Annotated in this window: 15 protein-coding genes; 8 read left to right on the top strand and 7 right to left on the bottom strand. The window is 31.5% G+C overall.

Annotated features, from left to right (window positions below):
• Nucleotides 1–32: 32 nt before the first annotated feature.
• The 3 genes from B4L98_RS05760 to B4L98_RS05750 all read right to left on the bottom strand — a co-directional run bounded on the left by B4L98_RS05760 (nt 33) and on the right by B4L98_RS05750 (nt 3,824).
• Nucleotides 33–734: a hypothetical protein gene (locus tag B4L98_RS05760; protein WP_280062001.1), complete on the bottom strand. Its 702-nt coding sequence runs from the start codon at nt 732–734 to the stop codon at nt 33–35.
• Nucleotides 735–912: 178 nt separating this feature from the next.
• Nucleotides 913–2,799: a S9 family peptidase gene (locus tag B4L98_RS05755; protein ID WP_286500882.1), complete on the bottom strand. Its 1,887-nt coding sequence runs from the start codon at nt 2,797–2,799 to the stop codon at nt 913–915.
• 185 nt (nt 2,800–2,984) lie between these two features.
• Nucleotides 2,985–3,824 carry a hypothetical protein gene (locus B4L98_RS05750; RefSeq protein WP_236688191.1) on the bottom strand — a complete coding sequence of 280 codons (840 nt, stop codon included), beginning with the start codon at nt 3,822–3,824 and terminating at the stop codon, nt 2,985–2,987.
• A 258-nt stretch (nt 3,825–4,082) separates the two neighbouring features.
• Here B4L98_RS05750 and B4L98_RS05745 point away from each other — a divergent pair, with 258 nt between their 5' ends.
• From B4L98_RS05745 to B4L98_RS05735, 3 genes are all read left to right on the top strand, one after another.
• Nucleotides 4,083–4,373: a hypothetical protein gene (locus tag B4L98_RS05745; RefSeq protein ID WP_291077739.1), complete on the top strand. Its 291-nt coding sequence runs from the start codon at nt 4,083–4,085 to the stop codon at nt 4,371–4,373.
• 103 nt (nt 4,374–4,476) lie between these two features.
• Complete coding sequence (locus B4L98_RS05740) at nt 4,477–6,021, top strand: SulP family inorganic anion transporter (RefSeq protein WP_038333625.1); 1,545 nt, start codon at nt 4,477–4,479, stop codon at nt 6,019–6,021.
• A gap of 50 nt (nt 6,022–6,071) precedes the next feature.
• Nucleotides 6,072–6,707 (top strand): carbonic anhydrase, encoded by a 636-nt coding sequence (locus B4L98_RS05735; RefSeq protein WP_125350207.1) that lies wholly within the window; start codon nt 6,072–6,074, stop codon nt 6,705–6,707.
• Between the two features lie 63 nt (nt 6,708–6,770).
• Here the strand turns inward: B4L98_RS05735 and B4L98_RS05730 are convergent, their stop codons facing one another.
• Complete coding sequence (locus B4L98_RS05730; protein WP_291077737.1) at nt 6,771–7,196, bottom strand: hypothetical protein; 426 nt, start codon at nt 7,194–7,196, stop codon at nt 6,771–6,773.
• Between the two features lie 377 nt (nt 7,197–7,573).
• Nucleotides 7,574–8,026, bottom strand: a complete 453-nt coding sequence (locus tag B4L98_RS05725) for a type I restriction enzyme HsdR N-terminal domain-containing protein (RefSeq protein ID WP_291077735.1) — start codon at nt 8,024–8,026, stop codon at nt 7,574–7,576.
• Nucleotides 8,027–8,029: 3 nt separating this feature from the next.
• On the opposite strand from B4L98_RS05725, the gene holA reads away from it, so the two are divergent.
• Nucleotides 8,030–9,040, top strand: coding sequence for a DNA polymerase III subunit delta (gene holA / locus B4L98_RS05720; protein ID WP_291077733.1), 1,011 nt, complete (start codon nt 8,030–8,032; stop codon nt 9,038–9,040).
• A 70-nt stretch (nt 9,041–9,110) separates the two neighbouring features.
• A complete protein-coding gene (gene trxB, locus B4L98_RS05715) occupies nt 9,111–10,055 on the top strand; it encodes a thioredoxin-disulfide reductase (RefSeq protein ID WP_221854545.1) in 945 nt (314 codons plus the stop codon).
• Between the two features lie 141 nt (nt 10,056–10,196).
• On the opposite strand, the gene B4L98_RS05710 is transcribed toward trxB, so the two are convergent.
• Both B4L98_RS05710 and B4L98_RS05705 read right to left on the bottom strand, forming a co-directional pair.
• Nucleotides 10,197–10,844, bottom strand: a complete 648-nt coding sequence (locus B4L98_RS05710) for a 2OG-Fe(II) oxygenase (RefSeq protein ID WP_219034743.1) — start codon at nt 10,842–10,844, stop codon at nt 10,197–10,199.
• Between the two features lie 123 nt (nt 10,845–10,967).
• Nucleotides 10,968–11,504 carry a GNAT family N-acetyltransferase gene (locus B4L98_RS05705; RefSeq protein ID WP_306822322.1) on the bottom strand — a complete coding sequence of 179 codons (537 nt, stop codon included), beginning with the start codon at nt 11,502–11,504 and terminating at the stop codon, nt 10,968–10,970.
• A 370-nt stretch (nt 11,505–11,874) separates the two neighbouring features.
• On the opposite strand from B4L98_RS05705, the gene B4L98_RS05700 reads away from it, so the two are divergent.
• From B4L98_RS05700 to pnuC, 3 genes are all read left to right on the top strand, one after another.
• On the top strand, nt 11,875–12,060 hold the full coding sequence (locus B4L98_RS05700) for a hypothetical protein (protein WP_291077731.1): 186 nt from the start codon (nt 11,875–11,877) through the stop codon (nt 12,058–12,060).
• Nucleotides 12,061–12,093: 33 nt separating this feature from the next.
• The gene (locus tag B4L98_RS05695) at nt 12,094–12,330 is read left to right on the top strand and encodes a hypothetical protein (RefSeq protein ID WP_291077729.1); all 237 of its coding nucleotides are present in this window, start codon (nt 12,094–12,096) and stop codon (nt 12,328–12,330) included.
• Between the two features lie 214 nt (nt 12,331–12,544).
• A complete protein-coding gene (pnuC, locus tag B4L98_RS05690) occupies nt 12,545–13,132 on the top strand; it encodes a nicotinamide riboside transporter PnuC (protein WP_291077764.1) in 588 nt (195 codons plus the stop codon).
• Nucleotides 13,133–13,746: the final 614 nt, after the last annotated feature.

Raw genomic sequence — 13,746 nt, 5'->3', positions numbered from 1 at the left:
GTGTAATTATGAATCTAAGGTAAATTTATTTTTTAATCTTCTTGTCTTTTAATTTTCAGAATATAGTTTTCCAACTCTAATTCGTCAGTTTCCACTAATTCAAAATCATTAAAATGAGTTAAACTTTTCTCAAAAAATGTTGTAACTTTTTCTTTTTCTAACGATGGATGAACCTTGATTCCGTTAAATTTTATATTCTTCATATAAACATAAAAATCGTAATCGAAATCGGTTTCTCCTAAATAAGTATTGGCTATCTTTCCTTTCCATTTGATATCAAAAACACCAAATTCTTCTGTATCTAAAAACGTAATTTCGTGCTGTGCAACCGTGTCATTACCTAACATTGAAATACCAAAAGCAAGATTTTCTGACTCGTCAAGATTTACTGGAAGAGGATCAATTTCGAATGTTTTTTTATTGAGTTGATTAAAATCTAATTGCGCATCATTTTCGATCTTTATCCCTTTGTTGTTCCAATATGTACTCGAGATGATAGCATGATCATAATTAATCCAAAGTTGCTTTTCGGCATTCTCTTCAGAAATGTCATCTATCTCATCCAAATCATCTTTATATTCTTCTTCTTCGTCATAATTATCTGACTCTAAATGAAGGTCCATCCAAAGGTCAAAATTTTCATCAAGGCGAGCACTCCAAACAAAATCTATTACTTTGTGTCCGTTTGTAAATGGGCTATTCGAAAAATATATTTTGTTATTATCCTTACTCATAAATTGGGTTTTGACTTATGTTTTTGAATTTACAACGATTATTCTACTCTACAAAATTTAAAAAAATAATTGGTTCGTTTATTAGATATTGTCATTGATTTTCAAAGAAATAAAAAAAGTGCAATTTCTATAGAAATTGCACTTTTAAATTATAGTTATGATTTATAAATCAATTGAATTACAAGGTTTCTTTTAACCATTTGAAAAATTCTGTATGCCAAATCACAGAATTTTGAGGTTTTAACACCCAGTGATTTTCTTCAGGGAAATAAATAAAACGAGATTTGATTCCTTTCAATTGTAAAATTTGATAAGCCTCTTGCCCTTGTCCCATTGGCACACGATAATCATGACCTCCAACATAAATTAACATTGGCGTATTCCATTTATTTACTAATTCTGTACTACTTGGATCAAATTTAGAGTACGTCTTTTGCGCAGCTTTGTTATTTGTTTCCCACCAAGCGCCACCAGCGTCCCAATTTGTAAAGAAAATTTCTTCTGTAGTTCCGTACATCGATTTCAAATCGAAAACACCATTATGTGCAATAAAAGATTTGAAACGACCTTCGTGAATACCTGCTAAATAATAAACAGAATATCCTCCGTAAGACGCACCAACAGCACCACGACGATCTTTATCTACATAAGATTCCTTCGAAATATCATCAATCGCAGCCAAATAATCTTGCATTACTTGTCCTCCCCAATCTTTAGAAATTTGCTCATTCCACTCTACTCCATGACCTGGCATTCCACGACGGTTTGGCGCAATTACAATATACCCTTGTGCTGCCATTAATTGGAAATTCCAACGAGGAGAATAGAATTGAGTTAAAGCAGATTGTGGTCCACCTTGACAATACAATAAAGTTGGATACTTTTTATTAGGATCAAAATTTGGCGGATAAATTACCCATGCAAACATTTCTTTTCCGTCTGTTGTTTTAATTTTACGTGCTTTTACATCACTCAACGCAATATTATCGAAGATCTCTTTGTTTTCGTTTGTTAATTGCGTTAATGCTCCAGATTTCAAATCAACTACATAAATTTCTGCAGCGTGATTGATATCTGTTTTTGTAACAATTGCTTTATTACCAACAATTTCTTTGATGTCTGCAATATCAAAATCACCTTTAGTAATTTGTTTGATGAAAGGCATTTTTCTCATTTTGAAGTTTACATCAACCTCAAATAATTGAATTGTTCCTCCTACTGGCGCATTGAAATAAATTTTGTTACCATCATTGCTCCATTTATAACCTTGTACGGTTCCGTCCCAATGTTTTGTAATATTCATTTCGATATCACCACGACGAACAATTAAATCATTTTTATCTGCTTCGTAACCATCTCGTTCCATGCTCAAAAAAGCAAAATCTCCTTGAGAAGAAAAACTTGGTGTATTGTCATAACCCATTTTTCCTTCCGTGATATTTTTCGTCGTTTTCGTTACTAAATCGTATTGATAAATATCTGTATTTGTGCTTAATGCGTAATCTGTTCCGAATTTTTTCTTAGAAACATACAAAACTTTTGTTCCGTCTGGTGTCCAAACAAATTCTGAAACTGAATATGGTTCGTCTTTTAAAACATCAATTTTAGTCGAACCTTCTTTATTTTCTGATACAAATAAATGATCGTAATTTCCATCATTCCAAGTATCCCAATGTCTGTAATTTAATTCGTTATAAATCTGCACATTCGATTTGTCCATTTCTGGATAATAATCAGAACCAAAAACCTTTTGTACTTTAACTTTATCAGTTTCTGCTTTATATTGTTGAGATTTATTCAACGATTCATCAGCCAAAAGTGTTTTATAATCTTCGATTTCCGAAGCTTTTCCTCCTGCCAACGAAATCATATACGTTTTCGATGTATCTTCTTGTGTTTTTACGTTAGTAGAAGTTACTTTGTAAATCAGATTTTTTTGATCTTTCGTTACTCCAACTGGAGCTACTTTTTTTACTTGCCAAAGAAGTTCTGGCGTCATTACTTTTTGTCCCATTGCTGTTGTCGATATCAAGATACTTGCGACTAATACAGAAAATCTATTCATGTTAATTTCAAATCTAAATAATTGTAAAAGTAACAATTCTTTATCGAGAAAGGTTAAATTTATAGATAAAAAAAGACATCATCCAGTACAAATTGTACTTAAATGATGTCTCCGCTAATAATTTTTTTCAAATCGTCTAATCGATTCTTAAAATTAGGCTATATATTTTATATTAAACTACTTAATTAAAAGTTTAACTTATTTTTATGAGTAAAAACTGGAATAATTGCTCCAAAAACTAAATTTTGTTGAGAGAACACAATATCCTGTTTTGCTTTATCAGCTTTGTTTGCAGTTGTACGAATATCACTTAAGTTAGCATATCCACCTTTTAATTCGGCTTGTACAAAGAAATAATCCCAGAAAGTAAAGTTGATCCCAACCATTGCAGCTGTAGCAAAACCTGCTAAGTGAAACTCATCATAACGTTCATTACCCATTAATTTTACGTTAGAACGTGGATATAAAATCCCTGCTCCCAAACCAGCTGTTACGTTAACATCGATTCCTTTTCCGTTTTTTGTAATTGGGAAATGCTGAATATTATCAAAACGACGAACCTCTAAATTAGCATAGTTCAAACCATCTGTATGTTCAAACGTTAAGAAATCTTCTGTTAATTTTTGATCGACATTATTATATGTTCCATCGTAATCTGAACCTGTATTGATGTGACCATTCATTTTTACAACTTGGTCTTGATCCATCACATATTTCATGTGGTCAATCCCGAAAGAGATATTCCAATTATCCGAAACAAAGTAACCTAAACGGAAGTTATATTGCGGAATCGTCATAGAACTTGGATTGAAATACTTGATTCCAAAAGAAGTTTGACGGTCATGAGCTGCTACATTATCTAACGTAAAATCGTATCCATCTCCTTTGAACTGAATATCTGATTTTGTATACTGCGCGTGATTCCAACCCCAATAAACATAAAATTTACCTTTATTATTTTTTCCTTGCCCGAAAGTAGTTGCAACTAAAGCAACTAAAAACATTACACTTATATACTTTCTCAAAATTTAACTTTTTGCAAATTTATTCTTAAAAAAATTGAGTAAAAATGATTTATGATATCAATTTTATATCTAGACAATATTTAAAATCAATAAACATTGTTAAGCGTCATAAAATAAAATGATAAATATTTATTAAAAATGATGTTCTCTATTTTGTAATTAAAAATTAAAATATATTTTTGTGACATAATGAAAGACTACCTGATAAAACATAGCATTGGAATTTTTTTCACGCTTCTTTTGGTGTTCAGTACGAACATGCAAGGGTTGGCGGGTTATGTAGATTATCAGATGAGAATGGAGCAACAAGACAAAAAAGATTCTTCTGACAATGATCAAAAAGCTTTGTTTTCTCAAACTTCAACTGAAGAAGAAAATAATCAGAAAAATTCTTCGAGCGAAATCACAGAAAAAATACATTATTTCCACGAAATAAAATTGTTTACATTTTTTAATGTGAAACAAACTACACATTCGGATTTTCATCATTCTAATGCATATGCGTCTTTAGACAATGGTGTGACAACTCCACCTCCTGAATTAATTTAATTTTTTAATTGATTTTTTGCATCATTCTATTCAAATCTATTGAATGGACAGCAAATTTATTTTTATCATTTCAAATTATTAAATAATTCATTTTAAAACTATTATGAATCTTTTTCAAAATTGGAAAAAGGACATACCTGCGAGTATTGTTGTCTTTTTCGTTGCATTGCCTTTATGTTTAGGTGTTGCGTTGGCCAGTGGTGCGCCTTTATTTGCCGGAATTATTGCGGGAATTGTAGGAGGAATTGTTGTTGGTCTTATTTCTAAATCTCAAATTGGTGTTTCTGGTCCAGCTGCTGGTTTGGTCGTTATTGTATTAACTGCTATTACAGATTTGGGTGCTTACGAACTATTTTTAGTCGCGGTTGTTATCGCCGGAATTTTTCAGATATTACTAGGTATTCTAAAGGCTGGAGTTATTGGTTATTACTTTCCATCTTCGGTGATTAAAGGAATGTTGTGCGCGATTGGTATTTCAATTTTCTTGAAACAAATTCCGTTAGCGTTAGGATATACAGAAACATTTAGTTTTAGTAATTTTAGTTTAGATTTTATCACGCCAGGAGCGATTATTATTACAGCAATCTCTTTATTTATCTTGATTGTTTGGGACAATATTTTAGGAAAAAAATCAAACTTTTTCAAATTATTACCTGGATCATTAGTAGCTGTATTAGTGGGTATTTTGTACCAAGTTACAATTGGTGATACCAATCACGAAGTATTTTCTATCGACCACAATTTATTAGTAAAAGTTCCTGTTCCTGAAAGTGTTTCAGATTTCTTAGGACAATTTACTATGCCCGATTTCGCCTCTGGATTAACAAATCCTATGGTTTGGCAAGTTGCATTTACCATCGCAATTGTAGCATCATTAGAAACTTTATTATCTGTAGAAGCAACTGATAAATTAGATCCTTTAAAGCGTCAAACACCTACAAATCGAGAATTGATTGCACAAGGTGTCGGAAACTCTTTAGCTGGTTTAATTGGAGGTTTACCTGTTACGCAAGTTATTGTACGTTCATCTGCAAATGCAATGAGTGGCGGACTTACAAAACTTTCTACAATTACGCACGGTGTTTTATTATTAGTGAGTGTGATCTCTATTCCAATGTTTTTAAATTTAATTCCAAATGCGGTTTTAGCCTCTATTCTATTGGTTATTGGTTACAAATTAGGTAATCCGAAACAATTCTTGGATATGAAAAAATTAGGAAAAGATCAGTTAATTCCTTTCGCAGTAACAGTTATTGCAATTTTGGCAACAGATTTATTAAAGGGTATCATCATTGGTCTTATTGTTGGTGTAGTGGTTTCGTTAATCAAATCTTACAATAACTCGCACGTAATGTTGGTGAAAGAAGGAAATGTTTTCCATATGAATTTTGCTGAGGAGGTAACGTTTGTAAACCGTGGCGCAATTGTAAAAGAATTAGATGGTTTGAAACCTGGTTCTAATCTTGAATTAGATGTTCGTAAAACACGAATTTTAGATTATGATATTATTGAATATTTAGATGAATTTAAAGTCAAAGCAAAAAATAATAACATTAATATTCGACTAATTTCCGAACGTGGAACAGTCGATAATCCCCCATCATTCAGAGAGTTTTTTGGTTACGTATTGGTTGCCGGAGCTCATTAATCTGTAAAAAACATATAAAAATTAAAACACACACAATAAAATTAAATATAATGAAAGCACATACATCAGAAACTCAAGCAACAACAACTCCAGATAAAGCGTTAGAATTTTTAAAAGAAGGAAATGCAAGATTTGTTCAAAATTTAAAAGCGAACAGAGATTTACTTTCACAAGTGAATGACACAAGAGAGGGACAATGGCCGTTTGCGGTTGTTTTGAGCTGTATTGATAGCCGTACTTCTGCGGAACTTATTTTCGATCAAGGTTTAGGAGATATTTTTAGTGTACGAATTGCTGGTAATTTCGTTAATCAAGATATTTTAGGTTCAATGGAATTTGGAACAAATGTAGCTGGTTCTAAATTGATTGTTGTCTTAGGACACTCTAAATGTGGCGCTTTGAAAGGCGGATTAGACGCTGAAGCAATTCACAAAACTGGAATGAATAATTTGTGTCATTTGGTTGATCATTTCAATCCAATTATCGACGAAATCATTCAAGAAGGTGAAGAACGCTCTTCTAAAAATGCAGATTTATTAGAAAGATTAAATCACCAAAACGTTATACAAACAATAGAAGATATTCGTAACCAAAGTACAACCTTGAATACCTTAGAAAAAGAAGGGAAAATCAAGATAATAGGTGCAAACTACTGTGTAGATTCAGGCGTTGTAACTTGGTTATAAAACAATTAATTCTTTAGATATTTTTTAGTAATGTAAAAGCCACTCTGCGAGTGGCTTTTGTTGTTATTTAAAATAATTAGAAAAATATTCAATAAGTGATTTGATATTATCAATTTCTACAATAAATCTATCTTCAATTTTTTCACTCAACCCTTTTGTTTTAAAATAAAATTCATAAGGTGTTACTTCAATGTTCTTTTCATTCAACGAAACTATACAGGCAACTGATTCTTTATATAATTTAGAGAACGATTTTACTTTTAATAGTTTTAATAAATCATGTCCTAACCACATTTCATTTTCCTCTTTTTCTGAAATATCTCTACTATTTTCAAGTGATTCAAACACTTCTGTTAACAATATTTTAATATCAATATCATCAGGTAAAATAAATATTGGTTCACTTGAAATATATGACCAAGATTCTAATCTATATAATGTTACAATTATAAATTTGTTATCAATCTTAAATATTTGACAAGTTTTCATAATTTCAAAGTTTTTTAAATTTTTACTATCTCAAGTATCTCAACCACGTCCACAACCAAACTGATAGGGTTATTTACTAAGCTGACGGTGTCTTTTACCAAGCTGGCTTGGTTACGAACCAAGAAAACGAGGTTATCTAACCCAAAATTTGACGTCCATTACGTGGTCAGCTAAGTTCTGGATGTAATCAACTAGGTGCAAAACCTCATCAGCTTACTAAAATACAAAGCTAGCTTACTTCGGAACGTACTCAGCTTGCTTCAGAACCACGTCGACTACGTTCGGGACGTGTCAGCTACGTTTGAAACGTACTCAAGATCCATTAAAATCGCTCGAATTGACAAATTTTCACATCAACACATTAGCTCATTTTCAAATTATCCTTTCTTCGGCAACTCTTTCAAGAAGTTATATCTTTTTTGAACAAAATCCATCATACAATAAAAATGATTCAAACCATTTGTTACCATCAACAATTGAGAACCTAACACAATGTTGTAACGCGCTATTTGATCAAAAGTTGCTTGCGAAATTGCAATATGCGGCGCTTTACATTCCACCATAATAAATGGTTTTTCTTGCTGATAAACGACAATATCTGCACGTTTTCGCATTCCTGTAATATCAATTGCAACTTCTAATGCAATAGCCGAAGTTGAATAACCCAAATCGTTGATTAAATAATTCAGAACGTGTTGCCTAACCCATTCTTCGGGCGTATAGATCAACCATTTTTTTCGAATCAAACAAAAGATATACAATTTATCTTGGGCTTGTTTCAATCTTATTTGGTATTTTTCGGAAAAATTTAATTGTACTAATTCAGTCATTGTATGAGTCCTGTAGAATCTTTGATCAAAGATATAAAAAACAAAAACTATAAACCGATTTACTTCTTGGCGGGCGATGAGCCGTTTTTCATCGATCAGGTAACTGATTTATTGGAAGCGAATATTTTACCAGAAGAAGAAAAAGGTTTTAACCAAACAATAGTTTACGGACAAGATGTAGAGGTTGGACAATTGATTGGAATGGCGCGTCAATACCCGATGGGTGCAGAAAAATCTGTAGTGATTGTAAAAGAAGCACAACATCTTAGCCGTTCGATAGATCAGTTGGAAATGTATGCAAGTCAAATACAAGATTCTACGGTTTTAATCATCAATTACAAAGGAAATTCACTTGATAAACGCAAGAAAATCTATAAAGTTCTGAATGAAAAAGGGTATTACCATGAATTCAAAAAGATTTATGAAAGCGAGTTACCTGCTTGGATAGAACAAAAAGTTGCAGCTAATCAATTTAAGATTGAACCAAAAGCAAAATTTCTGTTGACGGAATATGTAGGAGCTGATTTATCTCGATTGAATAATGAATTAGAAAAACTCTTTACAATTGTTGGTGCAGATAAAACCATCACACCAAATCATATTGAGGAACATATTGGGATTAGTAAAGATTATAATGTTTTTGAACTTCGCAATGCAATCGAAACGAAGAACATCGAGAAAGCATTCAAAATCATTAAATATTTCGAGAAAAATCCGAAGGATAATCCGTACGTCGTTTCGATCACAACAATTTTCAATCTGTTTACAAATATCATTCAAATACATGTTACGCCAGATAAATCGAAGCAAAATTTGGCAAAAGTATTAGGAATTAATCCCTACTTTGTACAAGGAATGATGACAGCTGCGAGTAATTATCCGCTAAAAAAAGCTACGAGAATTATCTCATTTATACGTGAATATGATTTGAAAGGAAAAGGTGTTGGAACTACTGGAAATGTGACGCCAAGCCAATTATTGATTGAATTAGTGTATAAAATTATGAATCTATAATTTTCATCTATTTATAGAATTGAAAAAAATAAATAAGAAATACTAAATTTGTAAAAAATAAAACAACACAATGGAAAATAACGTAAGAGATGTTATCATAATAGGATCTGGACCTGCGGGTTATACAGCGGGAATTTATGCTGCACGCGCGAACATGAATCCTTTGATTCTAACTGGTATGGAGCCAGGTGGACAATTAACAACAACTACAGATGTTGAGAATTTCCCAGGTTATCCAGAAGCAGTTACAGGACCAGAATTGATGGCTGATTTACAAAAACAAGCAGAGCGTTTTGGAACTGAAATAAAATACGAATATGTAACGGAAGTAACTTTTGGAGAAAAAGAAGGTGATGTACATACTGTAAAATCGAACAATGGAACTTACCAAGCTCGTTCTATTATTATTTCGACAGGTGCAACTGCGAAATATTTAGGTTTAGATGATGAAACTAAATACGCTGGTAGCGGAGTTTCAGCTTGTGCAACTTGCGATGGTTTCTTTTACCGCGGTAAAGATGTTGCGGTAGTTGGTGGTGGTGATACCGCTGCTGAAGAAGCAACTTACTTATCAAAACTTTGTAACAAGGTTTATTTATTGGTTCGTAAAGAGGAAATGCGCGCGTCTAAAGCGATGCAAGATCGTGTTGCAAATACACATAATTTAGAGGTTTTATATAACCACGAATTAATTGGTTTGGAAGGAAACAATGTTGTTGAAAAAGCGAAAATCATCAACAATGTTACAAACGAAGAAAAAGAATTAATCGTTGATGGAGTTTTTATCGCGATTGGACATAAACCAAATACAGAATTATTCCAAGGGAAATTGGATATGGACGAAACGGGATATTTAATCACGCAAGATCGTTCGTACAAAACAAATGTAGCAGGTGTTTTTGCTGCTGGTGATGTGCAAGATTCTGTTTACAGACAAGCAATTACTGCTGCTGGATCTGGTTGTGCTGCTGCATTAGACGCAGAACGTTATGTAGCAGAATTCTTTGAAGCTTAATTATATTTTTAATAACATATCAAAAAAACTCAACCAATTGGTTGAGTTTTTTTGATTCTTATTGTCTAAATCGTTCAAATTTATGCCAATATTTATCTAATGTAAATAGAAATTGAAATCTCGAAGCAACTACAGATTTTATTACAAATATGTCAAAATATTTCCTCTGGTTTTCAACCAACCTGTGATACTATATCTTGGTCGATTAACAGTTTTTACTTCGTGCGGAATAGTTTTACTATCAAAAACAGCCAAACGACCAGCAAGAGGTAAAATATCTAATTCTTTTTCAGCCTTATTTTCATCTGCCAAATACAAGGTCAATTGTCCGCCAAATTCATCTTTCCACTCTTCATCATTCAAATACAATACAATAGAAAGTGTGCGTCTATCATCATTCTTAAAAGCATCAACATGTTTTTGGTAAAATGTCCCTTCGGGATAAATAGCGTAATGAAATTCACTTTCCTCAATGCCCATGTAGCATGTTAAATTGAGATAGTCAATAAAATCATTGATTTTTGAGAAAAAAATTTCTTCCGTTTCTGTTTTATTTTCTTCATCAATCCATCTGATTTTATCGCCTCTGATTGATTTTATAATTTGTTCGTTAACCGAACTTCCGACAGCAGCTTGATGAAAATCTTTTTTATTTTCTTTTCGAATTATAGCTTCGCGAAGTTGCTTTGTTTCCTCTGTTGAGAAAAAAAAGTCTGAAATAGAGTATTTTTGATTTGATAAGTCATCAATAATCTTTTCATAAATTGGGTTTAATGTAATATTACTCATTCATTATTATGAAAACTTCAGTAAAAGTATATTTTATTACGAAAAACATAATCATATTTTTAAGTTTTTTTTCAAAAAAAGGACATAAAAAATCTGTCCTCAAAAAATAGTTTTAATTATCAATTACTTAAACCAGTCAACTTTATTCAACTGATAAATAAAATTTAACTTTGGCTCTTCTCCAAAATATTCAATTTGTTCTTCTTTCACTTTTTTACAACCCAAACGCTCTACTGCAATTTGCGAACGTACATTATCAGCGCCAACATGTAAATAAATTTTGTCAACAAACTGAAAAATATAATCAAACATTAATTTCTTAACAGACGGATTAAAACCTTTTCCCCAACAATTCGTCGAATAAAACGTATAACCAACCAAAATAGATGAATCTTGCTCATCATAATCGTAAAAACGAGAGCTACCAACAACTTGATTTGTCTGTTTATCAATAATCTTGAAAGCACCTTTACTTTGAATTGCACCTTCGAAAAAATTCATAAAAACATCTCTTTTCCAACGATTTTTATTTGGGTGCTGTTCCCAAACTTTCGGGTCTGAAGCAGCTAAATAAAGCGCTTCAAAATCATTATCGTTGAGCGGTTGAAGTTCTACTAAATCATTTTCTAAATTGGGCTGAATATTTATCATTTGTTTCATTTAATACAATACTAATTTACATTTTTCTTATACGATATTCATTAAAAATGATAATTAATTCATTGAAAATTTTTACATAAACTTTCTTAAAATGAAATCAGATAACTAAACTCAAAAAACAATTGGACTTTTATGGGAAGTCTATGAAAAGAAGCAAATTCTAGAAAGATTTCAAAGAACTTAATTAAAATGACAACCGAAGGATATACCCTTAAAGTTATTAAGATTGGACAATTAGAACTCTATAACCACAACAAGTTTCATTCAGAATTTTGTAGACGCTTATATAAAAAGGCTTGAACAATTAACAAAATAAATCTTGAATTTTATTGATTATTATTATACGACTAACTAACTTCACAGAAAAAATATGTTTTTAAATTTTGAAGATAAAGCCAGTCTTATTTCTAAACTAAAAAGTTTAAAAGTAGATCAACAGCCAGAATGGGGAATTATGACACCCCAACATATGGTTGAACATTTGATTGTAACCACTAAAATTTCAAATGGAGGTTTAACAGTACCTTGTCGAATTCCTGCAGAGCAAATACCCTAATACAAATCCTTTTTATTAGAATCTGATCATGAAATGCAAAAGGGGATAAAAGCAAATGGAATGGAAGGTTTACTAGATTTACGTTACCATTCTTTAGAAGCTGCAATAGAAAAATTAGAACAAGAAATTGATAAATTCAATTCATATTTCACAGAAAATCCTGATGCTAAAATTGTCAATCCTGTTTTAAATGATATTGGATACGAAGATTGGAAAACATTTCATAAAAAACATTTTACACATCATTTCAAGCAATTTGGTTTGATATAAAAAATACAATAATCAAAAAAGCTTTCTCANNTGAGAAAGCTTTTTTGATTATTAATTAGGAAAACTCATCAAAACTTTTCATCTTTGTCTTTCAATGGGGTGCTAAAAAGCTGAGAATATACCCAAGAACAATTTTGTTCTATACCTGATCCAGATAATGCTGGCGGAGGAATTGATGTTAGCAATAACTTCTATCTCCTCATCAAAACAAATTATGATGAAGGAAATTATTTTACACACAACTTGGCTTGAATGGCTAGGTGTCACATTTTCTATTTTTCAAGTCGTATTGGCGAGATTCAATAATCCAAAAAATTATTTATTTGGAATTGCAGGAATTACATTATCGCTTTTCGTTATGTTCAATTCTAAGCTATATGCCGAATTCACACTTAATATTTATTATTTAGTGATGAGCATTTATGGTTGGTTATATTGGAAATTTGGACAACAAAAACAAGAAATTGAAATTACGAAAACCAACAAAAAAGAATGGGGAATTGTCACAGGAATTGTCTTAAGCAGTTTTACCATTTTTTATTTAGCACTCACACATTTCACCGATTCTGACGTTCCTATTTGGGATTCAGTTGTAAGCGCATTTGCATGGGCAGGTATGTGGTTAATGGCAAAACGTAAACTCGAAAATTGGATTTTATTGAATATTAGTAACATTATTTCAATTCCATTAATGATTCACAAAGATTTGTATTTATACGCTATTTTATCGTTGATTTTATTTTGCGTAGCAATTTCTGGATATTTTAATTGGAGAAAAATTTTGAATGAAAATAATGCTTGATATTCCCAAACTTCGACAAGAATTATTGAATAAAGAATCGTTTAATCAAGTAGTTCTCGATCATATTTATACTCAAAATTGGTTGAATATTTGGGTTCCTAAGCAATACAATGGACTTGGTTTACATTTTTCTAAAGGATTAAAAGTTTTACAATCTGTTGCTAAAATTGACGGAAGTTTAGGTTGGTTTGTAACGCTTTGTAGTGGTGCAAATTATTTTTCTCGAAATCTAAAATCTGATGTTGCTTCTAATTTATTTTCTTCACAAAAAACGTGTTTTGGAGGAAGCGGAATGCTTGGAGGAACTGCTGAAAAAGTTGGAAATAAATATATCATAAACGGTTTGTGGCATTATGCAACTGGCGCTCCTTACCTCACTCATTTTACATTAAATGCGAAAATAATCGAAAATGGAAAAGAGATATTGGATGAAAATGGTGAACCAAAGTTTTTGTCATTTATTTTAAATAAATCTCAAGTTAAATTAATTTCAACTTGGAAATCAATGGGAATGGTTGCTACATCTTCTCATAGTTTTGAAGTAGAAAATGAAATCGTTCATCAAGATTATAGTTTTATTTATAATGAATTTTATAGTGATGATTTGGTCGAAA

This window comes from Empedobacter sp. UBA5528, assembly GCF_002426075.1.
Classification (GTDB): domain Bacteria; phylum Bacteroidota; class Bacteroidia; order Flavobacteriales; family Weeksellaceae; genus Empedobacter; species Empedobacter falsenii_B.
Note: the sequence above shows the minus strand (reverse complement) of the source record. Positions and strands in the feature narration are given on the sequence as shown.

What these genes read in the sequence shown, in the direction of transcription:
- B4L98_RS05755 (WP_286500882.1), bottom strand. Translation starts at nt 2,799, where the DNA reads ATGAATAGATTTTCTGTATTAGTCGCAAGTATCTTGATATCGACAACA.
- B4L98_RS05740 (WP_038333625.1), top strand. Translation starts at nt 4,477, where the DNA reads ATGAATCTTTTTCAAAATTGGAAAAAGGACATACCTGCGAGTATTGTT.
- B4L98_RS05760 (WP_280062001.1), bottom strand. Translation starts at nt 734, where the DNA reads ATGAGTAAGGATAATAACAAAATATATTTTTCGAATAGCCCATTTACA.
- B4L98_RS05695 (WP_291077729.1), top strand. Translation starts at nt 12,094, where the DNA reads ATGCAAAAGGGGATAAAAGCAAATGGAATGGAAGGTTTACTAGATTTA.
- B4L98_RS05725 (WP_291077735.1), bottom strand. Translation starts at nt 8,026, where the DNA reads ATGACTGAATTAGTACAATTAAATTTTTCCGAAAAATACCAAATAAGA.
- B4L98_RS05745 (WP_291077739.1), top strand. Translation starts at nt 4,083, where the DNA reads ATGCAAGGGTTGGCGGGTTATGTAGATTATCAGATGAGAATGGAGCAA.
- holA (WP_291077733.1), top strand. Translation starts at nt 8,030, where the DNA reads ATGAGTCCTGTAGAATCTTTGATCAAAGATATAAAAAACAAAAACTAT.
- B4L98_RS05705 (WP_306822322.1), bottom strand. Translation starts at nt 11,504, where the DNA reads ATGAAACAAATGATAAATATTCAGCCCAATTTAGAAAATGATTTAGTA.
- trxB (WP_221854545.1), top strand. Translation starts at nt 9,111, where the DNA reads ATGGAAAATAACGTAAGAGATGTTATCATAATAGGATCTGGACCTGCG.
- B4L98_RS05710 (WP_219034743.1), bottom strand. Translation starts at nt 10,844, where the DNA reads ATGAGTAATATTACATTAAACCCAATTTATGAAAAGATTATTGATGAC.
- B4L98_RS05730 (WP_291077737.1), bottom strand. Translation starts at nt 7,196, where the DNA reads ATGAAAACTTGTCAAATATTTAAGATTGATAACAAATTTATAATTGTA.
- pnuC (WP_291077764.1), top strand. Translation starts at nt 12,545, where the DNA reads ATGATGAAGGAAATTATTTTACACACAACTTGGCTTGAATGGCTAGGT.
- B4L98_RS05735 (WP_125350207.1), top strand. Translation starts at nt 6,072, where the DNA reads ATGAAAGCACATACATCAGAAACTCAAGCAACAACAACTCCAGATAAA.
- B4L98_RS05700 (WP_291077731.1), top strand. Translation starts at nt 11,875, where the DNA reads ATGTTTTTAAATTTTGAAGATAAAGCCAGTCTTATTTCTAAACTAAAA.